This window comes from Pseudofulvibacter geojedonensis, assembly GCF_042675745.1.
Lineage (GTDB): Bacteria > Bacteroidota > Bacteroidia > Flavobacteriales > Flavobacteriaceae > Pseudofulvibacter > Pseudofulvibacter geojedonensis.
This window is the reverse complement of the sequence record NZ_JBHTJM010000003.1, coordinates 40,392-65,610: the sequence shown is the minus strand read 5'-3', so window position 1 is coordinate 65,610 and position 25,219 is coordinate 40,392. Positions and strand designations below refer to the sequence as shown.

The 25,219-nt window shown below is 31.3% G+C and carries 15 protein-coding genes; 10 read left to right on the top strand and 5 right to left on the bottom strand.

What is annotated here, in order from left to right; all coding sequences use genetic code 11:
- Positions 1-507 precede the first annotated feature (507 nt).
- Together recR and ACFQ1O_RS03355 are read right to left on the bottom strand one after the other, a co-directional pair.
- Complete coding sequence (gene recR / locus ACFQ1O_RS03360; RefSeq protein WP_377713338.1) at positions 508-1,125, bottom strand: recombination mediator RecR; 618 nt, start codon at positions 1,123-1,125, stop codon at positions 508-510.
- A gap of 97 nt (positions 1,126-1,222) precedes the next feature.
- On the bottom strand, positions 1,223-4,204 hold the full coding sequence (locus tag ACFQ1O_RS03355; RefSeq protein WP_377713336.1) for a T9SS type A sorting domain-containing protein: 2,982 nt from the start codon (positions 4,202-4,204) through the stop codon (positions 1,223-1,225).
- A gap of 68 nt (positions 4,205-4,272) precedes the next feature.
- Between ACFQ1O_RS03355 and ACFQ1O_RS03350 the strand changes: the two genes are divergently transcribed.
- Complete coding sequence (locus ACFQ1O_RS03350) at positions 4,273-5,730, top strand: sodium:solute symporter (protein WP_377713334.1); 1,458 nt, start codon at positions 4,273-4,275, stop codon at positions 5,728-5,730.
- Here ACFQ1O_RS03350 and ACFQ1O_RS03345 read toward each other — a convergent pair.
- A complete protein-coding gene (locus tag ACFQ1O_RS03345; protein ID WP_377713332.1) occupies positions 5,714-6,079 on the bottom strand; it encodes a CoA-binding protein in 366 nt (121 codons plus the stop codon). The genes ACFQ1O_RS03350 and ACFQ1O_RS03345 overlap by 17 nt on opposite strands.
- Before the next feature lie 143 nt (positions 6,080-6,222).
- Here ACFQ1O_RS03345 and ACFQ1O_RS03340 point away from each other — a divergent pair, with 143 nt between their 5' ends.
- A complete protein-coding gene (locus ACFQ1O_RS03340; RefSeq protein WP_377713330.1) occupies positions 6,223-8,589 on the top strand; it encodes a TonB-dependent receptor domain-containing protein in 2,367 nt (788 codons plus the stop codon).
- 84 nt (positions 8,590-8,673) lie between these two features.
- Here the strand turns inward: ACFQ1O_RS03340 and ACFQ1O_RS03335 are convergent, their stop codons facing one another.
- Entirely contained in the window at positions 8,674-9,684 is a 1,011-nt protein-coding gene (locus ACFQ1O_RS03335) for a 3-oxoacyl-ACP synthase III family protein (protein ID WP_377713328.1), read from the bottom strand.
- A gap of 153 nt (positions 9,685-9,837) precedes the next feature.
- Between ACFQ1O_RS03335 and ACFQ1O_RS03330 the strand changes: the two genes are divergently transcribed.
- Entirely contained in the window at positions 9,838-12,273 is a 2,436-nt protein-coding gene (locus ACFQ1O_RS03330) for a S9 family peptidase (RefSeq protein ID WP_377713326.1), read from the top strand.
- Positions 12,274-12,337: 64 nt separating this feature from the next.
- Here ACFQ1O_RS03330 and ACFQ1O_RS03325 read toward each other — a convergent pair whose 3' ends face one another.
- Entirely contained in the window at positions 12,338-14,743 is a 2,406-nt protein-coding gene (locus ACFQ1O_RS03325) for a T9SS type A sorting domain-containing protein (protein WP_377713324.1), read from the bottom strand.
- A gap of 212 nt (positions 14,744-14,955) precedes the next feature.
- Here ACFQ1O_RS03325 and htpG point away from each other — a divergent pair, with 212 nt between their 5' ends.
- The 7 genes from htpG to ACFQ1O_RS03290 all read left to right on the top strand — a co-directional run bounded on the left by htpG (position 14,956) and on the right by ACFQ1O_RS03290 (position 25,209).
- Positions 14,956-16,842, top strand: coding sequence for a molecular chaperone HtpG (gene htpG / locus ACFQ1O_RS03320; protein WP_377713322.1), 1,887 nt, complete (start codon positions 14,956-14,958; stop codon positions 16,840-16,842).
- 199 nt (positions 16,843-17,041) lie between these two features.
- Complete coding sequence (locus ACFQ1O_RS03315; protein ID WP_377713320.1) at positions 17,042-17,440, top strand: hypothetical protein; 399 nt, start codon at positions 17,042-17,044, stop codon at positions 17,438-17,440.
- A gap of 278 nt (positions 17,441-17,718) precedes the next feature.
- A complete protein-coding gene (locus tag ACFQ1O_RS03310) occupies positions 17,719-19,575 on the top strand; it encodes a M61 family metallopeptidase (RefSeq protein WP_377713318.1) in 1,857 nt (618 codons plus the stop codon).
- A 131-nt stretch (positions 19,576-19,706) separates the two neighbouring features.
- Complete coding sequence (locus tag ACFQ1O_RS03305; RefSeq protein ID WP_377713316.1) at positions 19,707-21,419, top strand: OstA-like protein; 1,713 nt, start codon at positions 19,707-19,709, stop codon at positions 21,417-21,419.
- 8 nt (positions 21,420-21,427) lie between these two features.
- Positions 21,428-22,618 (top strand): aspartate aminotransferase family protein, encoded by a 1,191-nt coding sequence (locus tag ACFQ1O_RS03300; protein ID WP_377713314.1) that lies wholly within the window; start codon positions 21,428-21,430, stop codon positions 22,616-22,618.
- A gap of 206 nt (positions 22,619-22,824) precedes the next feature.
- Positions 22,825-24,216, top strand: coding sequence for a tetratricopeptide repeat protein (locus ACFQ1O_RS03295; RefSeq protein WP_377713482.1), 1,392 nt, complete (start codon positions 22,825-22,827; stop codon positions 24,214-24,216).
- A 63-nt stretch (positions 24,217-24,279) separates the two neighbouring features.
- Positions 24,280-25,209, top strand: a complete 930-nt coding sequence (locus tag ACFQ1O_RS03290; protein WP_377713312.1) for a DUF368 domain-containing protein — start codon at positions 24,280-24,282, stop codon at positions 25,207-25,209.
- Positions 25,210-25,219 lie beyond the last annotated feature (10 nt).

The window sequence follows — 25,219 nt, the reverse complement described above, 5'->3', positions numbered from 1 at the left end:
TAATTAATACAGTTGATTTAAAGATCAAAAATCATTTTTTGCTAATATAATCAATATGCAAAACCTAGTATTTATTTCTTTAAGAGAATATTATTTAAATAATACTTTTCAGTTGAATTGATTATAGTAATTTTTTCAATCTTTATAGATACAACAAAAGACATACCCCATACAGAGATAACTCTTTTTAAAATCTATACAATTCATTGAAAAGAAAAATCTCACCTCAGAAAGGTGAGATTTTGAGTGTGAGTAAATATTCCAAACAACATCTATCGAGTAAAATGTACTATTAAATCGTTATTCATTAACACTCAAAACATTACACCTACAAATGTAAATATTTATTTTTTTACAAAAAAACTAAAAAACATGGGTAACAAATTAGCTTCTTAAGGAACATATAAGTGAGTAAACATTACTATAATGTCTTCATAGTAAATTTGGGATAAAAAAACGGAACTGGAGAGTTCCGTTTTTTTTATAATAATTAAATAAAATATATAATCAGCCTTTTAAAGATTGTTCAAAAGGTATTCTATTCAAAATAGACCTTCCAAGTGTAACTTCATCAGCATATTGAAGTTCATCTCCCACCGAGATTCCTCTAGCAATGGTAGATACTTTTATCTCTACCCCTTCTAACTGCTTAAAAATATAAAAGTTAGTCGTGTCTCCTTCCATAGAAGCACTTAAAGCAAATATCAATTCTTCTACTTCTCCTTTTTTCACCTTATCTACTAAAGGCTCTATATATAAGTCTGAAGGGCCTACACCGTCCATTGGAGATATAATACCTCCTAAAACATGATAATTACCTTTAAACTGTCCAGTACTCTCTATAGCCATTACATCTCTAATATCCTCCACCACACAAATCACTTTTCTGTTTCGCATAGGGTTCGAACATATTTCGCAGACTTCCAAATCAGAAATATTAAAGCAATTTTTACAATGTTTAATCTCTGAGCGTAAATTCTGCAATGCAAATGCCAAACGATCTGTTTGCTCTTTTGGCTGTTGCAATAAATGTAACACTAAACGCAATGCAGTTCGTTTACCAATACTAGGCAATTGTGACATTTCGTACACAGCATTTTCAAGAAGCTTAGAAGAGAATTCCATAACCGCAAGTTACCACATTATAAATACTTCTAAAAAGTATTTTACACAAAAAAGCCCGAAATGTATTTCGGGCTTTTTTGTGTAGTTTTAAATTATCTTAGTTCACACTTAACTTTTTAGTTACCGAACTATTTATAGTATTTAGTTTAGCAAAATATATTCCAGTAGCTAAATTAGAAACATCTATTGTATAGCTATTATTTAAGATTAAATCTTTAGCGTAGTATACCAATTTACCATTAACATTAAATATTTTAATAGTTATTGGCTCGTTTTTATCCCAAGAAAAGTTTAGCTGAGAGCTTGTAGGGTTAGGGTGGATTGTTAAGTTTTCAAAAACAATATCTTCTACGCTTAAAGCTTCGCTATATAAATCTGACTTCCATAACCCTCTACCATAAGAAGCGGCATATAGTTTATTATCTATTGTTTTCACTTCCAATTCAGTAATTCTAACATTAGGTAAATTATTACTAAATGGCTGCCAAGCTCCTGGAAAAGTTGAATCTATATAAAACACTCCGTAATTCATTCCTACATACAAACCATCATTTCCATTATCTTGCCATACGACAGCAGATGCACTAAATGCAGGTAAGTTGTATAAATAAGAGGTCCAATTATCTCCTCCATCTGTAGAAACATATACCTTTCCCGCTCCTGTAGTTGCTAACGCAATTTTATTAGGATCTGAAGGATGAATTGCTATACTATTAATACTACCTGCAAAGCCAGTTTTTTGCACCCAATTAGTAGCTCCACCATTTTCTGTTTTATATAAATTACTTCCTCTTGCAGCAAACATTATTTGGTTGTTTGAAGGTGCTATTTTTAAATGATTTATATTACCACCAAAATCTTGAGATATAGCAGGTAGAACCCAAGAAGTTCCACCATTAGTTGACTTATACACCTGATCATAACCTGCATAAATTGTATTAGCAGCAGTAGGGTCTTGCTCAAATGGTGTTACCCAGTTACCCGATTTCCCTTCTGGTTCAGACAACCCAAAACTACTATTTCCTCCATTAGTAGATTTATAAAGCGATCCAAATTGAACTGTTCCGTAAATAACATCATTATTATCTTTGTCTACAAAACCTTCCATACCATCTGCTCCTAGCCAATCTTTCCAAACTCCTCCAATTAATATTGAACTACCATTATCTTGAGCACCACCTGTAACCACTTCAGCAGCAGTTTGACTAACCCCTATTCTATAAAACTCTCTAATTCCTAAACCAGAACTCAAATCTCTATAATAATTGGTATTCACTACCGTTGGGTTTTCTGCTATAAAAATCCCACCATCTGAACCAACATATAAGTTTGAACCTACAAATTGTAATAAATCTACATCTGCATGACAGTAACCTATATTGCTACTTGAAGCATTTCCTGGAGTCCATTGTGAGCTTATTGAAAAGGTAATTCCACCATCTGTAGACCTCCAAGTATTTACCCCTGCAATATGCACATCATTAATATCAGTAGGATGTATTGCTATATCCATATCTCTTGGTGCCTGACCAACTCCAGCATCATCAGTGTCTGTTGAATTAGAAGAATACCCAAAATAATTCCTTCCAGTATGATCAATTTCTGTAAAAGTAGCACCAGAATCGGTAGACTTATAAAGCTTACCAAATGCTCCAGAATTTTCTTCTAGCATAAATACCACTGTATCATCAGCTGGCGATACCGCCATCATTTTTACACCTGACCCCATAGAACCTTCGAATCCAGATTGAAAAACAGTACCTAGGGTAGCATCGGTTACAGATACATCGTCTAAAGTAAGTCCTCTTCCGTAATTATTAGTTGCTTCAAAAGCTATGTAATATGTTGATGATGCATTAGGCAAATTTAACGTGATATCTGTCCAAGAAGTTACTTCAGCTGTATAATTAGCTAACTCTGTCCAAGCTCCTCCCAAAGAAGTTTTATACAATACTCTCATTTCGTTTAAAAAAGTATTGCTACCCCAGTTAACATTCGTAAATGAAAAGTTTAATTGAGGATTTGTAGCGCCTTGTAAATTTAATTCTTCTGACACTAACCTAGTTACTGGGTGATCATAGCTAGCATAAAAAAACATAGCCATACCATTACCTGTTTTAGGAGTAACACTTCCATTTTGATTCGAATTACTTATTGTCCAAAATCTCGAACCTGTAACACTTTCTTGAGTCCATGATTTAAACCCAGAAAAAGGATAGTCAAAAGTATTTCCTCCATCTCTAGACACAAAATATTCTGTACCAGATGCATAAATTGTATTTGTATCTCCAGGCTTAAACTCTATATCATATCCATTATTAGCTAAAGGATTAATTTTTGACCATGTAACTCCTGTATCAGTAGATTTAAAAATCCCTCCTGACGATGTACAGTACAATTTGGTTGTATTAGTAGGATCTATTAATATTTTATTTACTGTACCTGAGCCCGTATCTGCCAAAAGGTTCCAAGTAGCTCCTGCATCAATAGATTTAAAAATATTTCCATTAGTAGATCCCCAATAATAGATATTAGAATTAACAGGATCCATAGCTAAAGCATACACATCTATATTAGATAAGTTATCCGTTAATACAGTCCAGTTAACTCCACCGTCTGTAGTTTTCCATACTCCTCCACCTGGACTACCTACAATAATATGATTTTGGTTAGACTCTTGAACTGCTATAGAAGTAACTCTACCTACTCCTGGGTTCCATCCACTTGTTCCGTTTTTATAATCTGGTCCTAACTGTTCCCATGAACCTTGGAAAGCAGCTAAAGACCTATTAGAATTTAATTCTTGTTGTAAACGCTCGTACTCATGATAATAAAAATCAGAAGGTTTTAACATTCCGTTTTCGTCCATATCCATCAAGGCTTTAAATTCCCATCGTTTATAAGATTTAAATCCAACTCCTCTTCCTGTTCCCACCTCAGCAAAATGCTCTTCTGCAGCTTGTTGAATTTGCTGAACCGAATAAGTTCCAGCTTCTATCATTTCTTTATAACGTTGGGCATGTACTGTAAATAGTGTTAATACACATATAAAAAGCGCGTAATAGTAGTTTTTTTTCATTTTAGGGATTTTTATATTCGGTTAAAAGCAAATATACTTATTTTTAACCAAAATTACTTTGTTTAATTATGTCAACAACCAGTGTACTTCTTTTAATATCAGCTTATTTCGTCGTATTAATTCTCATTTCTTACTTAACTGGTAAAAACGATAGCAATGATACGTTCTTTAAGGCTAACAAACAATCTCCATGGTATGTAGTTGCATTTGGCATGATAGGAGCTTCGTTGTCTGGTGTTACTTTTATATCTGTACCTGGAGCGGTTGAAGGAAAACAATTTGGGTACTTACAAGTTGTTTTAGGGTATTTATTTGGTTACCTAGTTATCGCATATATATTGCTCCCTCTATATTATAAGCTAAATTTGACGTCTATTTACACCTATCTTAAAGATAGATTTGGAGTTACAAGTTATAAAACGGGATCTATTGCTTTCTTAATTTCTAGAACAATAGGAGCCTCTTTTAGGTTATTTTTGGTAGCAAATGTTCTACAGCTCTTGGTAGCTAAGCCTTTAGGTATTTCTTTCCCTTTTACCGTAATAATAACTGTAGTGCTAATTTGGGTTTATACTTTTAGGGGAGGCATTAAAACTATTGTTTGGACAGATACTCTACAGACCTTATTCATGTTAATCTCAGTTATTGTGACTACTATTTTCCTAGCATCATCCTTAGAACTTGATAGTTTTTCTGATGTTATAAAACATGTAAACAATAGTAAACTTAGTAAAACTTTCTTTTTTGATAATGTGAATGATTCACAATACTTCATTAAGAGTTTTTTATCTGGAATATTTATCACTATTACTATGACAGGTCTTGATCAAGATATGATGCAAAAGAATTTAACCTGTAAGAATTTAAAAGATGCTCAAAAAAATATGGTTAGCTTTAGTATTATTCTCATTTTTGTCAATTTACTTTTTCTAGTTTTAGGCTTATTACTAACTGACTTTGCTCTTAAAAATGGTTTAGAAGCAAAAAAAGATGATTTATTTCCAACAATAGCAATGCTTCCTAAAGTAGGAATCTTAACTTCATCTTTCTTTTTATTAGGCTTAATAGCTGCTGCTTACTCAAGTGCGGATTCTGCACTTACATCCTTAACCACTTCATTTTGCATTGATATAGTTGACATCGAAAAGCTTGATAGTAACCAACAAAAAAAAGTCAGAAAACTAATTCATATTGGGTTTAGTGTTTTATTAATAATCATCATTATTCTTTTTAAGTATTTATTTACTGATGTTTCTATTATATGGGAATTATTTAAAGCTGCAGGATATACTTATGGACCTTTATTAGGTCTTTTCGCCTTTGGGCTGTTAACAAAAAAACAAATCCATGATAAACATGTTTGGGTAATAGCAGTTATCTCACCTGTTATCTCTTACTTGTTAAACCTTTACTCAGAAAGCTTATTTAATGGCTATAAGATTGGTTTTGAAATATTAATTATAAACGGACTTCTCACTTTTATTGGATTATGGATAATTAGCAAAAGAGTTAATACTGCTTCGTAGATAATAACACTAAAGTACATGCTTCTTCAAAAGCTATATTTTCTTTCAACAGTAGCTCTTGAAACTCAGTATTTTCTGTACCTGGATTAAAAATTACTCTTTTAGGCTTTAAAGAAATAATATAGTTATATAAATCTGGTTGTCTGTTCTTATTTACATATAAGGATACTGTATCAATATGTGAATAGGGTAATAACTCTGTATCAATTTCTATTCCAGCAATTTCTCCTTCTCTTAAACCATATGCTTTTGTTTCTATATTATTTGAAACCAACATATTGATAGCTTTATAAGAATACCTATCTGGCTTTAACGATGCTCCAATAACTAAAGTTTTCTTTTCTCTCATTTGTTAAATTGATGTTAATGAATAAAAAAATAGTAACATATATATGCTACAGTCGTCTTGTAGTTTACAAAATTACACCATCAATTAAAAAGCGAATAAAACTTAAAATGAAAAAATTGCTAACATTATGTTTGTTATTAACAATGATAACTACATATGCTCAAAACAACTCACCTAAAATAGGAAGCATCTCTGGAATTGTTACAGACAACCTTACTAAAGAACCTATTCCTTATGCTACTGTATCCATTCATAATAATAATGAATTGATTACTGGAGGTATTACCACTGAAAGCGGTAATTTTGAACTAAAAAAAATACCTTTAGGAAGTTTTACTGTAAAAGTTCAATTTATAGGATATGAAGATGTTGTACAAAACATTACCTTAACAAGAAATAACAAATCTCAAAACATAGGTAATATAAGCCTAAAGGAAGGAGCAGAACAATTAGATGCAATAGAAGTTATAGCAGAAAGATCTACTGTAGAACAAAAAATTGACAGAAAAGTAATTAATATAGGTAAAGATTTAGTTTCAGCAGGGGCAACCGCTACAGAGATTATGAATAATATCCAATCTGTATCTGTAGACCAACAAACAGGTGCTATTGCATTGAGAGGAAATAACAATGTAAGAGTTTTAGTTGATGGAAAGCCTACTAACATAGACCCTTCTCAACTATTACAACAAATACCTTCTTCGTCTATTAAACAAATAGAATTAATTACCAATCCTTCTGCTAAATACAATCCTGAAGGAATGAGTGGTATTATTAATATCGTTTTACACAAGAATAGTAATATGGGGTTTAATGGGAATATCTCTACAGGGCTTACCTTTGGTATAACTCCTAAATTAAACTCCTCTTTAGGACTTAACTATAAAGTAGGAAAAGTAAATATTTATGGTAATTATGGTTTTAATACTGGAAAAAATCAAAACCATGGTTTTAAAGATAGTTATCAAGAAAACTTAGAAAACCGATCTAATTTTGACTTTGGAACAGATAATACTTCTCACTTAATAAAAACTGGTATTGATTATTATATTAATGATAAAAATACTTTGTCGTTTTATACTACTCAAAACTTATTTTATAGCGATACATTTGGTAGAACTGAGTTATTGTTTAGCGACCCTTCTAATGGAAACGTTTTACAAATAAACAATAGTGAAACAGACTCACACTCTCAAACTTATAATGTTGATTATAAAGTTGACTTTGGTAAAGAAGGACAAAACTTAGAGTTAGAAGTTAACTACAATGTTACAGACGCACCTCAAGATGCTTTTTTTAATTTAAACAATACTCCTAGAGAAGATGTAATAGGTAATAAAAGAGATAATTTATTAATCAATTTAGATTATGTTAGACCTTTTTCTGAAACTACAAAATTAGAGTTAGGGCTTGAAAGTAGAACTCAAAACACTGAAAACAATTTATTATCTACTGGTCAAAACCTAGATGGCAGTTTTACCTACGATAGAGAAATCTATTCCGCATATGTTACCTTAAGTAAAAAATGGAATGAAAAGTGGAGTGCTCAGTTCGGAACTCGTTTAGAAAGCTATAATATAGACGCTGTTTTCACTGGCTATGATGCAGTTGCTGATGCTACTACTACAGAAAAACTTACTGACGATATTTTCTCTATTTACCCATCGGCTTTTGTTACTTATAACCAAAACGAAAAAAACTCATTTAACTTAAGTTATTCCAGAAGAGTTGACAGACCTAGTATAGGGCAAGTAAATCCAATTAGAGAATGGACAACTCCTTCTGTAGACTCAGAAGGAAACCCAAATTTACAACCTCAATTTACAAATTCTTTTGAATTAAATTATACCAGAAAAATTAAATTAGGTTCTTTAACAACAGGTGTTTTCTACAGAAATATAAATGATGAAATTAATAGATCTGTAAGTATTCACCCAACTATTACTAATAAACTAATACTAACACACGAAAATTTTGATGACAACAACGCTTTTGGTTTTGAAGCATCTGCAAATTTACGTTTTGCTAAATGGTGGAATACCAATGCTAGTTTTGATATATATCATAAAACTGTGAAAGGTGTTGTTTCTAGTGAATCTACCACAAGTGGTTTTGAAGATGTTGAAATAGACAATACTTCTTTTAACACTAGAATTAATAATAACTTTAAAGCTACAAAAAAATTACGCTTTCAATTATCTGGTTTTTATAGTGCTCCTGATTTAGGTTTACAATTTCAAAGAAATGAAATGTGGAAAATAGATGCTGGAGCAAGCTATAATGTTTTCAAAGGAAAAGGAACTGTAAGTGCTAGAGTTAGTGATATTTTTAACTCCATGAACTTTAGTTTTGAAGGTTCTAAGCCTTACAGACAAGAAGGAGAGTTTAATTGGGAAAGTCAATCAGTTTATATCGGATTTAATTACCGTTTTGGTGGAGGCAAAAACAGAGCCTTACAGCGTAAACGAAGAGATAATAATGAAAAACGTAGTAGCGGAGGAATGATGTAATCAAACCCTACTATATAGAAGCTAAAAATCCGCTTGAATAGAATTCAAGCGGATTTTTAGTTTTTACTTATATCTGTAAATTAATTACCATTTTATAATCGCACTTCCCCAAGTAAACCCACTTCCGAAAGCTGCTAAAACAACCGTATTTCCCTCTTTTATTTTTCCTTCTTCCCAAGCTTCACACAATGCAATAGGTATAGAAGCAGCAGTTGTATTACCATACTTTTGGATATTGTTAAATACCTGATCGTTATTCAAGCCAAATTTTTTCTGAATAAACTGAGCTATACGCAAATTAGCCTGATGCGGAATCAACATGTCTATTTGCTCTTTATCTAAATTGTTCGTTTGCAACCCTTCCATAATCACTTCAGAAAAACGAACTACTGCATTTTTAAATACGAATTGTCCGTTCATGTACGGAAAATAACTTTCATCATCTGGATTATTGTCCTTTATAATATCATTCACCCATCTTTTACCCATTCCTGGAGCTATTAAAGCCAATTCTTCTGCATGCTGACCTTGAGAATGTAAGTGAGTAGATAGAATACCTTTACTGTTATCTTTCTCTCTTGTTAAAACTGCAGCTCCTGCTCCATCGCCAAAAATAACAGAGACACCCCTACCTCTTGTTGTTTTATCTAACCCGTGTGAATGTAATTCAGATCCAATTACAAGTATATTTTTATACATACCCGTTTTTATAAAATTATCGGCTACAGATATGGCATACACAAAACCTGAACACTGATTTCTAACATCTAAGGCTCCAACAGTTTTTATATCTAAAGCTTGCTGAACTTGAACACCAGGACCTGGAAAATAGTAGTCTGGACTTAGGGTAGCAAAAATAATAAAATCTATATCGTTCTTATCTATACCCGCTCTATTTATAGCTTGCTGCGCAGCTTTCACCCCCATTGTTGCAGTAGTATCTCCACTACCATCTTTTACCCATCTTCTTTCTTTTATTCCTGTTCGTTCCGTAATCCACTCATCATTAGTGTCCATAATTTTAGACAAATCATGATTGGTTACTACATTTTCTGGAACATACTTTCCTAATCCTATTATTTTTGAATTATACATACTTACTTGTTTAACTTAATTCAAAAGTAAGGTTTTATTCTATAGTTTTAATGGCACTCTACAGGATTACTTGCCATATTTAACACCTTTTTAATAAACACCTATTTTGAAATTAAGTAGTTTTACTTCAATTAACTAAACCTAAAAAACAATATGAAAAACTATTTCTTTTTAATTATTTTACTCCTAAGTTCTGCGCTAGTAGCTCAAGAAAATTTAGGGTATCAAACCCCACCTTCTGAAATACTACAGTTAGTAGATGCTCCTCTTGCACCATCTATAAGAATCGATAGTAAAGGTGAAAATATTGTATTTCTGTATAGAAGTAGTTTTAAAAACATTTCTGAATTATCTGAAAAAGAAATGCGTTTAGCTGGTTTACGAATCAACCCCAAAACTAATATTAATAGTAGGCAAAGTTATTTTACCAACATTAAAGTACGAATTGGAAGAAATGGAACAGAAGCTAGCATTAAAGGATTACCAAAAAATGGTTTGCTTGCTAATTTTAGTTGGTCTCCAGACGAAAACAAAATGGCCTTTACCAATACCGTAGCAAATGGTGTAGAATTATGGGTTTTAGACATCAATCAAAAATCTGCTACAAAAATAACAGACGCTAACCTAAACGCTAATACTGGTAGACCTTTTTATTGGTTTAAAAGCAATAATTCTCTTTTAATTAAAACTATTCCTAATAATAAAAAAGAATTAATTGACACCAAAACTGCTATTCCAACTGGACCAACAGTATCTGTTAGTGAAGCAGGTAAGAAAGCGCAAAATAGAACCTACCAAGATTTACTAAAAAACAAAAATGATGAACATAATTTCGAGCAACTTGCTCATTCAGAATTATATCGTGTAGACCTTAAAGGTAATAAGCAATTATGGATGAAAAGTGATATGTATAAAACCATCTCTTTCTCTCCTGATGGAAATTATGTAATGGTTTCTACCGTTCAAAAACCTTTTTCATATCTAGTTCCTTATAATAGATTCCCTTCTGAAACTAATATATACAATACTAAAGCAGAAATAATAACAGCAATAAATAAAGTTCCTTTATTAGAAGATTTACCAAAAGGTTTTATGGCTGTTAGAAAAGGTAAAAGAAGTATTTCTTGGAGATCTGACAAACCATCTACCCTATATTGGGCAGAAGCTTTAGACGAGGGAAATCCTAAAAATGAAGTTTCGCATAGAGATCAAGTTTTTGAGTTAGATGCCCCTTTTAAAGGTACGCCAAAACCTTTGCTTAAAACTATGGGTCGTTTTTATAGAATTCAATGGGGAAATAATAAAACTGCTATTGCTCATGATTACTGGTGGAACTCTAGAAACACTAAAGCTTATGTATTTAACCCGTCTATTAACAACAGTAATCCTAAAATTATTTTTGATAGGAATTACCAAGACAGATACAATGCCCCAGGTAATTTTGTAACCAAAAGGAATGAATTTGGAAGGTATATCTTAGATCTTACTGGCAGCAATGCTTATCTAATTGGAGACGGATACAGTAAGGAAGGAAAGTTTCCTTTTATTGATAAGTTTAACTTAAAAAATAAAAAAACAACTAGATTATATCAATCAAAATTAACTGATAAAGTTGAAAATCTTAGCTCTGCTTTAGACATGAATAAAGGTGAAATTTTGGTTCGTATTGAATCTAAAAATGAGTATCCTAATTACTACATTAGAAATGTAAAAAAGAGAATAGGGTTAATACCTGTTACTCAATTTAAGAATCCATATAGTAGCATCCAAAATGTTTCTAAAGAAGTAATTAAATATAAAAGAGAAGATGGTTTAGAATTATCTGGAACTCTATACTTACCTACTAATTACGAAAAAGGAAAAAAATACCCTATGATTATGTGGGCCTACCCGAGAGAGTTTAAAGATAAAAAGAGTGCCGGACAAAGCACTTCAAACTCTAACGAGTTTACCTACCCTTGGTATGGATCTCCTATTTATTGGGTAACTAGAGGCTATGTAGTATTAGACAATGCTTCCTTCCCTATAGTAGGTGAAGGAAAAGAAGAACCTAATGATACTTTTATAAAACAATTAGTTTCTAATGCTAAAGCAGCTATTGACGCCGTAGATAATTTAGGACATATTGATAGAAATAAAGTAGCCGTTGGTGGGCATTCATATGGAGCTTTTATGACTGCAAACCTATTAACACACTCAAGCTTATTTGCTGCTGGAATTGCTAGAAGTGGCGCTTACAACAGAACTCTTACTCCTTTTGGTTTCCAAAGTGAAGAAAGAAACTATTGGGAAGCTCCAAAAGTATATTATAATATGTCTCCTTTCATGCATTGCGATAAAATGAAAACTCCACTATTATTAATTCATGGAGAAGCTGATAATAACTCAGGAACATATCCTCTACAAAGTGAACGTTATTTTAATGCCTTAAAAGGATTAGGAGCTCCAGTAAGATTAGTAATGTTGCCAAAAGAGAGTCATGGTTACAGAGCTAAAGAATCTGTTTTACACATGCTTTGGGAACAAGACCAATGGCTTGAAAAACACGTTAAAAATAAAACGGAAACTCCGGTTGAAGGAACCAATTAAAAAGAATAAAAAAACCGCCAATTGGCGGTTTTTTTATTCATTCTAATTTATCAAAATATTTACACTATTCTTTCATTATCTGCTTTACCAATTGCCCTTTACTAGAAACAATCTTAACTACATACATTCCAGTTTCTAACTCTGATAAAGATATAGTTCTTTCTAACTGGTTTCCTATAAAAGATACTTCTTGCAACAGCCTTCCATTTACATCATAGATAGTAATACTTTTAAGGTTGTTATTTCCGCTTACTATTAGATTATCTTTAACAGGATTAGGATACATTTTTAAAGAACTATCTAATATATAGTCTCCTATTCCTAAAACAGCAACAGTAGTTTGAGCTACATTGGTAATGATTGGCGAATTATAATCAAAATAAATTTCCGCATTATTGTCTAAGGTATCACCCAATACTAAACTAGATTTAGACTTTATTTTAAATGCTACATAACCATCGTTATTAGCATCATCATGAGGTAAATTAATATTCTCAAAAATAAATTCTACAATATTCGTATTTCTAATTCTGGTTACAAAAGAATGGCTACCATCTATAGGGCGTAAACTATTAATATCATATTTAGAAGTATCTATAATATCTTTAACTACAATATTTACAGCACTAGCAGATCCAGTATTTTCAAAACGAATTAAGTAATGCAAATACTCACCTACCATGCTTGGTTCTATTGTAGCTCCTTCTATACAGGTTTTATCGTTCGGATCATAAGAATTTACTACTGTTTGATTTAAAGTAGCCACATTATCTTCTGGTGTTTCATCTCCAGCTACTGGATTAACTGTAGCAACATAATTTAAAACATCTCCTTCGTTTACAGGATTTGTAGAATCTGTAGGAGTATTAATATTCATAGTAAAATCAATAGTCCTTGTTTCAAATGGTTCTATATTGGTATAGTTCCAACTTAAAACTCCTGAAGTTTGATTTGTTTCTGCTGGTGTAGCTGTAACAAAATCCATTAAGTCATCATTAAAACTTAATTCTACATTACCAGATAAGGTATTGGTTCCTTTGTTTTTATAAACTAATTTATAGTGAGCATTAAATCCAGGTCGAGCTTGATTTAACGGTAAGATTGATATTTCTAAATCATTATAAACGCCATTTGGAGTAACACAGAAATCTTGGTTGTATGGACTCACACTCGTTGGAAAATCAACCACTAAATTTGTTGGAGTAACAGAATAATACGTTGGATTTTCTAATTGAGGTGTTATCGTTGTTATACCAGAAAAAACTGGAAACGAAAAATTACCCGAATAGTTTGCTAAATAATAACCGTAATTGATACCATCTGCTATTTCAAACATTATATTTGGAAAAAATGGACCTACAATATCACATCCGTCAGCATTTAAATCTAACTTAGATTCTCCCTCCACCAAATAATACTTCCCTCCAGGCAAAAAGGTACAATATGAATTTACTTCACAATTTGTATACCCATATACACCTAATTTAGAATCTAACATTGGTACTTCATCGTAATCTGAGCAAATGAACAATAAATTTGGGTTATTAGAAAAGTTTAAATTATTACTGTCACTTATTATACTGCCATTCTTAATATTCAATAAAACTAACTGTGAATTGTTACACGATAAACTTTGCAAATTAACACTTTGACTCAAATCCAAATTAGAAAGTTGAGTATAATTACATTGAATACTTTCTAAGTTAATATTCATACTCAAATCAATATTAGAAATTGATGTATTATCAAAATATAATTCTTTAAGATTAGTATTTTGTGTTAAATCTATATTACTAAATTGACACATACTCATATCTAAAACCTCAAGATTAATATTTTGAGTCACATCTAGAGAACTTAAACTCGTCATACCACATCCTAACTCAATTAGTTCTATATTATTACTCACATCTAGATTATTTAATTGCTGGGCACCACACTGTAACACATTCAAATTAGGTAACTGACTTATATCAAAGCTTACTAAATTATTAGCCTCACACTCTATTCTTCTCAAGCTATTCTTTTGCCCAATAATCAAGTTATTAATATTTCCATTACTACACTTTAACTCTTCAATATTAAGATTATTACTAACATTAATACTGCTCAAATTATTTGAATTAACGCAAGTCAACTTTTTTAAATTTAGATTGCTATTTAAATTTAAATTATAAAAAGAATTACTAGAACAATTTAATACCTCCAAATTTATGAATTCCTGGATTCCATTAAGATCAAAAATATTTTTTGAACTAACATTTAATCCTAATACCAATTCTGCTTCACTCTCTTGTATTTCGCCATCATTATTAGTATCCACATCTCCATCAGAAGCACCATCACCATCAAAATCTGCGACAATATCATTCACTAAAGCATTTTTTAAATTTGCATCAGGTATATTTACAATCTGAGCTTGGATAAAAGTAACTGCAAATAATAATAATAACGTGTAAGTTTGTTTCATTTTTTCTTTTTTCATAGTGCTGCAAAGCTATTATTCTTAATATACTTTTCCTACAATTACGCCTGAATTTACTTTATTAATTTTCATCACTATTAATTATTCTTTCTGCCATCTTGACACATATATTAACTTGGTATTTTATTTGACTAAAGACAAACAATAATTAAGAACTAATTTCCACCTAAGTGGATGTAATTAAATAAAAAATAAAAATGGCAACAGGAAACATTAATGTATCGGTAGAAAATATTTTTCCGTTAATTAAAAAGTTTTTATACTCAGATCATGAAATCTTTTTACGTGAGTTAATTTCTAATGCAACAGATGCTACTTTAAAATTAAAGCACCTAACCCAAATTGGAGAGTCTAAAGCAGAATATGGTAATCCGATTATAGAAGTAAAAATTGATAAAGAAGGAAAGAAGCTTCATATTATAGATCAAGGTTTAGGTATGACTTCAGACGAAGTAGAAAAATACATTAACCAAGTAGCTTTTTCTGGAGCTAATGAGTTTTTAGAGCAATACAAAGAAAAGGTAGAAGATGCAGGAATCATTGGTCACTTTGGTCTAGGTTTCTACTCTGCTTTTATGGTAGCAGAAAAAGTAGAGATTATTACCAAATCTCATAAAGATGAACCAGCTGCTCATTGGACTTGCGATGGTTCTCCTCAGTTTACTTTAGAAGCACACGATAAAACAGATAGAGGTACAGAAATTATCTTACACATTGCAGAAGATTCTTTAGAGTTTTTAGAAGAAGGTAGAATTTCTAGTTTATTAACTAAGTACAATAAGTTTATGCCTGTTTCGATTAAATTCGGAACCAAAACAGAGACCTTACCAAAACCAGAAGGTGCTAAAGAAGAAGACCCTGCTCCTACCCAAGAAGTAGACAATATTATTAACAACCCTAATCCAGCGTGGACCAAGCAACCATCTGAATTAGAAGACGAAGATTACAAAGGTTTCTACAGAGAATTGTATCCTATGCAATTTGAAGAGCCTTTATTCAATATTCACTTAAATGTAGATTATCCGTTCAACTTAACGGGGATTTTATACTTCCCTAAAATGACGAACGATATGAACATGCAAAAAGATAAAATTCAGTTATACCAAAACCAGGTTTTTGTAACCGATAATGTGGAAGGTATCGTTCCTGAATTTTTAACTATGTTACGTGGAGTTATCGATTCTCCAGATATTCCATTAAACGTATCTCGTTCGTATTTACAAGCAGACGGAAATGTAAAGAAAATTTCTTCTTACATTACTCGTAAAGTAGCCGATAAATTAAAATCGTTGTTTAATAACAATCGTGAAGATTTCGAAAAGAAATGGGATGACATTAAAATTGTTATTGAATACGGAATGCTTTCTGAAGAAAAATTCTTTGAAAAAGCAGATAAATTTGCTTTATACCCTACAGTAGACGGAAGTTATTTAACTTATGAAGAGTTAGAAGCTAAAATAAAAGACAGTCAGACAGACAAAGATGGTAAAACCATTATTCTTTACGCTTCGAATAAAGATGAGCAACACGCTTATATAGAAGCTGCTAAAGGCAAAGGGTACGAAGTATTGCTTTTAGACTCTCCTATTGTTTCTCACTTAATTCAAAAGTTAGAAACTACTAAGGAAAATATTTCATTTGCTCGTGTAGATGCAGATCATATCGATAATTTAATTAAGAAAGATGAAGAGCAGATTTCTAAATTATCTGATGAAGAAAAAGAAACCTTAAAGACTTCTTTAGAAGCTGTTGTTCCTAAAGACAAATACACAGTACAGGTAGAAACTATGTCATCAGACGCTACTCCTTTCATGATTACACAACCTGAGTTTATGCGTAGAATGAAAGAAATGCAACAAACTGGCGGTGGAGGAATGAACATGTTTGGCAACATGCCAGAAATGTACAACTTAGTAGTAAACTCTAACCACAGCTTAGTATCTGACATTTTAAACGAAAAAGACGATACTAAAAAGGAAGCTTTAATTAACCAAAGTTTAGATTTAGCTCGTTTATCTCAAGGTTTATTAAAAGGAGAAGAGTTAACCAACTTTATTAAGCGTAGTTACGAGATGATAAAATAACCTGACACAGTCAGATTCAATTCAAAAGCCACTTCAAAAAGAAGTGGCTTTTTTTTTATATGTGTAGGATACTCTCTTTATTTTTTTTGAGGCTAATCAAATAATCTAATGTCCACATAACGTACACACTTAAATAATAGTCAAATTTGATGCCAAAAATAACTTTTAGAGCCGGTTCATTTTTTGTATCTTTATTATAATGAACACTTTAGCTAAAAAACTACAATTACCTAAAGCAGAAGAAGTGGTTGTATTAAACAAACCAGATGCTTTTACTAACGATTTTAACAACAGTCGTTTTTCAGAATCTTTAGTACATACTTCTTGTGTAAACAATGCTATTGTTTTTGTTCAATCTAAAGAGGGGTTTATCAATCAAATGCTTACACTATTCCCTAGACTTTTAGACAACTCGGTTCTTTGGATTATTTATCCGCAAAAAACAACTAAAAAAGAATTAGCTAGTTTACACATTGAATTTGATTGGGATTTTCTGGGTGACTATCGTTTACAACCCACTCGCCAAGTAAACATTAATTCTGATTGGAATGCAATTAAGCTAAAAAAAACAATTTCAGACACTTTTTTAAGTATATAAAAAAGCCCGATGAAAAATTATTATATCTTGTTCAACAGGCTTTCCAACTTAACTTTTGTAATTATTAAAATTACTTTTTACATCACTTTTAATCTGCTTTTATAAATTAATCACAAACAAAAGTTGCTATTAGTGGGTTAATAAGCATATATAAAACAGGTAAACTTTGTATTACCCTACTTATCATGTTAAAGAAATATTAAAGTTTGTATAAAATGTAACAAGCTTACTATTTCATAGTCTTATCTTGCACAAAAAATCTAAACGTTAGAATAAAAATGAAAAAAATAGGATTAGCTGTTTTAGCTTTAGCTTTTATGGCAAGTTGTAAAACACAAAAAACCAGTTCTACTACTAGCCCTAAAGAAACAGTAGTAAGCATTGATTTAGTAAATGTAATAAATGACAAAGTTGCTGTTACAATTACTCCACCAAATTTCACTTCAGAAACAACTTCTTTTTACATTCCTAAAACAGTTCCTGGAACCTACTCGACAGATAATTACGGAAAATACATAGAAGGTTTTAAAGCTCTAGATAGTAACGGGAATGAACTTTCTGCAACTAAAACAGATGATAACACCTGGAAAATAAACAATGCCAAACAAATAGCTAAAATTAGTTATTTAGTTAATGACACTTATGATATAGAAAATACTCACGACGTATTTTCTCCAGCTGGAACTAATATTTTAAAGGACAAAAATTTCGTTTTAAACCTCCATGGATTCGTTGGGTACTTTAAAGAGTTTAAGCAAGTTCCTTTTAAAGTAACTATTAATCATCCCGCAAATTTAACAGCAAACACTTCTTTAGTTGATACTGATGCTAGCAATGACAAAGATATTTTTGTTGCAAAACGATACTTTGAGTTGGTAGACAATCCAATTATGTATGCTGAAGGAAACAGTACTAGCTTTAAAATTGGTGAAATGGATATTTTATTAAGTGTATATTCTCCAAACAACACTATTAAAGCAGAAGCTCTTAAAGATAATGTTGAAAAAATGATGGCTGCTCAAAAAGCTTTTATGGGTGATATTGATGCAACTAAAAAATATAGTATTTTATTATACATGTCTAGTATGAGTGATGAAGATGCTCAAGGATTTGGAGCTTTAGAACACCATACTTCTACAACTGTTGTTTTACCAGAAATGATGCCAATGCAAGCATTAGCAGAGTCTATAAAAGATGTTGTTTCACATGAGTTTTTCCATATTGTTACTCCATTAAGTGTACACTCTAAAGAAATACATTATTTTGATTACAACGATCCAAAAATGTCTGAACACTTATGGATGTACGAAGGTGTAACAGAATATTTTGCAAATTTATTCCAAACTAATCAAGGTTTAATTGATGATCAAGAATTTTATGGACGAATTTTAGGTAAGATAAATGGATCTAAACGTTATGATGATAACATGTCTTTTACAGAAATGAGTAAAAATATTTTAGAAGATCCTTACAAGCCTAACTATGCTAATGTATATGAAAAAGGAGCTTTAATAGGTATGTGTATCGATTTAATTATACGAGAAGAAAGTAACGGAGAAAAAGGTATTTTAGACTTAATGAAAGCTTTAACCAAAAAATACGGAGTTGAAAAACCATTCTTAGATGCCGAATTATTAGATGATGTTACGAGTTTAACATACCCAGAAGTAAGAACTTTTATAGATACTCATGTTGTAGGGAACACCCCTATAGATTACTCTGTTTTCTTTAACAAATTAGGTTTAGCAATGCAGAGCAAAGAAACCAAAACTGGTTATTTAATGAAAGATATGCAAACACCATACATTTCTGCAGATCAAAAAACAAAAGAAGTTTTCTTTTTAACAGACACCAATTCTTTTTTAAGAGATCTAGGTGTAAAACCTAATGATAGATTAGTTTCTATTAATGGTACAGATTATAACCTTACCAATATTCAAGCTTTGGTTATGGGTTCTTTTAGCTGGCAACCAGGAAATGATATAACAATGGTTGTAAAAAGACAAGGAGAAGAAATTACCCTAAAAGGTAAAATTACCGAACCAATGGGTGTTGAAAAGACATTAGCTCCTGTTGAAGGTTTAACCGATTCTGACAAAAGAGTTCAATTAAGAAAAGCTTGGATGAAAGGTTAAAACATATTTAAAATCTATTTATACAAGGCAACTAATTATAGTTGCCTTTTTTTATTTAAAGCTAAATTCATCTTAAATAATACATAACTTTCCCTTTTTTAGCTATTTTTGAGCTTATAAATACTTTTAATTTGAAAGCAACTCATTCTAAATATTTACTGATATTCTTCATGCTTTTTGTGAGCATATCTATCGCTCAAGAAAAAAAGAAAATCAAAGTAAGTGCTCCATATTACGATAAAAATGAAAATACTCATCCTGGAGCTACTATATTAACTCGTAACAGAGCTAAACAAATTTATATTGAGCATGAAGGAATTGAGATGTGGTGTGATAAAGCTTATCATTATGCTAAAGAAGATTCAATTTCTGCTTTTGGTAACGTTAAAATTAAACAAGGAGATACGATTCAATTAACTAGTAAAACTGCTAACTATAGTGGGGCTACAAAATTAGCATTTACTGCAGGTAATGTATTGTTAACCGAACCTAAATCTACTTTACAAACAGATACTTTATATTTTGACAGGATTAAGCAACAAGCTTATTATAAAACAGGAGGTGTAGTACATCATGAGCAAAGTACTATAAAAAGTAATATTGGAAGGTATTTTATGGATGACGGCAAATATCAATTCGTATCTGCCGTAGATATAAGAAACCCTGAATACACCTTAAAATCAAGTCAATTAGACTTTTACTCAGATTCTGGTCTGGCTTATATGTACGGAAAATCGGTTATTAAACATACTAACACTACTATTCATTGCGAAAGAGGTTTCTATGACACCAATGCTGACTTAGGATATTTTGTTAAAAACTCTAAAATTTACTACAGCAACAGGATTTTTGAGGGGGATAGCATGTATTTTAATCAAAAACGAAATTTTGCCTCTGCCACCAATAATATAAAAGTCACAGATACTGTTAACCATAGTATTATAACTGGGCATTATGCAGAAGTTTTTAAAGCAAAAGACTCTGTATTTATCACCAAAAGAGCTTTAGCAAAAACACTGCAAGAAAAGGATTCAATATACATTCACGCAGATACATTAATGATTACTGGTAAACCAGACAAAAGAATTATTAGAGGTTTTCACAAAGCCAAACTCTATAAACTAGACATGAATGGCAAATGTGATTCTATTCATATTAATCAAGCTACTGGTGTAACTCGATTAATTCGCAAACCGGTTCTGTGGTCTGGTTACAATCAAATAGTAGGGGACTCTATTAACTTATACAATACCCCTAAAACAAATAAACTAGACTCATTAAGAGTATTTTACAATACGTTTATTACAGAAAAAGATTCATTAGCCTTAGATGACTATAATCAAATAAAAGGTAAAGAACTAACGGGGTATTTTAATGAGAATAACAAACTTCATAAAATTATAATTGATAAAAATGCTGAACAGCTCAACTATACTAGAGATGATGATAAACCCATAGAAGAAAATTTAATTGGTATCAACAAAATACAAGCTAGTAAAATACATATTACTTTGGTTGATAATGTGATTGAAGAAGTAATATATCCAGGAAATCCTGAAGGATCACTAACCCCAGATAGTATGCTTCCTAAAAATGCCAGAAAACTTAGAGGTTTTAATTGGAGAGGAGACGAAAGAATACTGTCTGTAGACGATTTGTTTAGTGAAGACCCTCCTTTAGAATTAGTTAAAATTAAAGGGTTAGAAGATAGAAAGCTACAGGAAGAAGATATAGAAACTATTAAAACTCTTGATACAAATCAAAAAATAGAAGTTGACCCTGATTTTTTAAAAAAGCCTAAACCTACTAAAAATCAACCAACAAAAGACAAAGAAAACGAATAAATACTCTCTTGAAAAAAGACTTTTTTAAATACCAAGCTCAAACAACACCTCATCCGTTAGCTATGGAAATATCTCATGCTAAAGGATCTTACATATACGATTCTAAACAAAAATCTTATTTAGATTTTGTAGCTGGTGTTTCTGCATGTAGTTTAGGACATCAACACCCTAAAGTAGTTACCGCTATAAAAGAGCAACTAGATAAGTATTTACACGTTATGGTTTATGGAGAATATATTCAAGAACCAGCAGTAGAATTAGCAAAACTATTAGCTCAACAACTTCCAGAATCGCTTGAAAAAACCTATTTGGTTAATTCTGGTACCGAAGCTATTGAAGGCGGTATGAAATTAGCCAAACGTGCTACTGGCAGAAGTGAAATTATTAGTGCTAAAAACGCTTATCATGGTAATACTCAAGGCGCTATGAGTATTATGGGCTATGAAGAGCGTAAACAAGCATTTAGACCATTATTACCCAATGTAAATTTTATTGAGTTCAATAACTTTTCTGATTTAGATAAAATCACCTCTAAAACAGCTGGCGTTGTATTAGAAACTATTCAGGGTGGAGCTGGATTTATAGAACCAACAAATAACTATTTAAAAGCAGTAAAGCGAAAATGTGAAAGCGTTGGTGCTTTACTTATTTTAGACGAAATACAACCTGGGTTTGGCAGAACAGGTAAATTATTTGGATTTGAGCATTATAACATTGTCCCTGACATTTTAGTGATGGGTAAAGGTATGGGTGGTGGAATGCCTATTGGAGCTTTTTCATGTTCAACAGAACTAATGAACTTATTACAAGACAAACCCAAATTAGGACATATTACTACCTTTGGCGGACATCCTGTCATAGCCGCTGCCGCCTTGGCAACACTACAAGAAATAACATCTAGCAACTTAATCCCTGAGACTTTAGAAAAAGAAGCCCTAATCCGTAAACACCTTCAACACCCTCTTATAAAAGAGATTAGAGGTAAAGGACTTATGTTGGCCGCTTTGGTTGATTCTGCTGAGGTTTGCAACGAAGTTATACTACAAAGTCAAGATAAAGGACTAATTCTTTTTTGGTTATTATTCGAGCCTAAAGCCATTAGAATAACCCCTCCTTTAACCATTTCTAATGATGAAATTATAGCTGGTTGCAACATAATTATAAACCTTCTCAACAATATTCAAGCTAAAATGGCTTAATTTTTGTAACTTTTAATTACGTAAAACCCAAACTACTAACTTATTAACTAATAGGAAAACTTTACGCATGAATTATTCATTTGTTAATTAATTTGTGAATAACAATTCCTACTAACAAGTTATCTCAACTATAGTTAATAGTAACTTTAGTAATGTAATAAGTAATGCTATACATATATAGCAATACTTTGCTAAAAAAAGCGCCTATGCAATTGAGTCACAATGATGAACCCAACTTCTCGATTACCAAATTCGAAAAAATGTTGAAGACCAATAATGTTTTCTTTTTCGATTCTATTGAATTCGAAGGCATTATTAATCATTATCTTGAAATTGGTAAAGTAGCATTAGCAAAAAAAGCTATCAAAATCGGTTTAGAACAACACCCATCTTCTATTACTTTAATGTTGTTCGATATAGAAGTAATGGTTTTTGAAAACAAGTTAGACATTGCCGATAAGAAATTAGAAGAACTATATCAGCTAGAGCCTAATAATGATGAAATATACATTCAGAAGGCAACCATTCTTTCTAAAAGAGATTTGCATCAAAAAGCTATTGATGTATTAAAAATGGCATTAGAATTTGCTCAAGAAAAAGCTGATATCTACTCTTTAATAGGTATGGAATATTTATATCTAGAAGATTTTGAACTCGCCAAAACTTTTTACCAAAAATGTTTAGCTGAAGATAACTTAGACTACGCTGCTTTGTATAATATTATATACTGTTATGATTTTCTAGAGCAACATGAAGAAGCTGTAGATTTTATCAATTCCTTTTTAGATAACAACCCCTACTCTGAAGTTGCTTGGCATCAATTAGGAAAACAATATTTAAAGATAAATGATCTACCTAAAGCTTTAGCTGCATTTGACTTTGCAATTATCTCAGATGACACTTTTATAGGAGCCTATTTTGAAAAAGGTAAAGTATTAGAACAACTTGGTAGATATCAAGAAGCTATAGAAAATTATTTACTCACATTAGAATTAGACGACCCTACTTCTTTTGCATATTTAAGAATTGGTGTTTGCTATGAAAAGTTAAATGATTCCGAAATGGCTTTGCAGTACTACTACAAAACAGTACACGAAGACCCTTTATTAGACAAAGGATGGCAGGCTATAACAGATTATTATTTAAAACTAAAGAATTATCAAAAAGCACTATACTATATCAACAAAGCCATAGATATTGATGGCCAAAATATATCTTATTGGAAACGCTACTCGCAAATAAATTTCAAGCTCAATTTTTACGAAGAAGCCGAAAAGGGTTACCGAAAAATTATAGAATTAGGCAACTACGAATTGAACACTTGGCTAGACAGGTCTGATTTATTATATAAAATTGGTGAACTAGATGCTGCTATTCAAAATCTATTACAAGGTTTAGAGTTTTATCCTAATCATGCAGAAATCGAATATAGGTTAGCTGGCCTTTACTATTGCGTAAATGAACCTCAGAAAGGTCAATATCACTTAGTAAATGCATTACAGAATGACAAAGAATATATTATCATTCTAGAAGAATTATTTGGTAATATTTATAACAGAAAATCTATTCAAGAATTAATTAAAAAACATAGTATTTAATTAATTCTTGAATCATATAAATCAATTAATTTCCGTTACTTTGTTTACGATAAAATTTAATGTATGCAACGTAATTTAGTTGACTATCTCATTCTAATGCTAAAAGGAATGGCTATGGGAGCTGCAGATGCGGTTCCTGGAGTATCTGGAGGAACCATTGCTTTTATAGCTGGTATTTATGAAGAGCTTATCAATACCATCAACCAAATTAACTTCTCACTAATAACTACATTAAAAAACGAAGGATTTAAAGCTGCCTGGAAACAAATCAACGGAAACTTCTTATTAGCTTTATTGTTAGGTATTGGAATTAGTTTTGTTAGCTTCATGCGGTTGGCCAAATATTTAATTGAACACCAACCTATCCTTATTTGGTCTTTCTTTTTTGGATTGGTACTTGCCAGTATCTTATTTGTTGCCAAACAAATAACTAAATGGTCTATAACAAATATTGTGCTATTAATTTTAGGAGCTTTTATTGCATACTACATAACTACTCTACCAGCTCTAGCCAGTAATGGCAATCCTATTTTCTTCTTCTTTGCTGCTGCAATTGCGATTTGCGCAATGATTCTTCCTGGTATTTCTGGGTCATTTATACTAGTTTTATTAGGAGCTTATAAAACTTTAAGTGATACCATACATGATTTAGATATTAAAAAACTACTCATTTTTATTGCAGGTGCAATTGTTGGTCTGTTAAGTTTTAGTAAATTACTTAAATGGTTATTTACTAATTACAAAAATGCTACTCTAGCTATTTTAACAGGATTTATTACAGGTTCTTTAAATAAGATATGGCCATGGAAAGAAGTTATGACTTGGCGCACCAATTCAAAAGGCGTAAAGGTTCCTCTTTTAGAAGAAAGCATATTACCTCAATATTATATAGAACTCTATAATAAAGATGCTCAAATTAGTTTTGCCATTAGCTTAATGGTTATAGGATTTTTAAGTATTTTTATACTAGAACGAATTGGTTCTAAAAAATAATACCAACTTA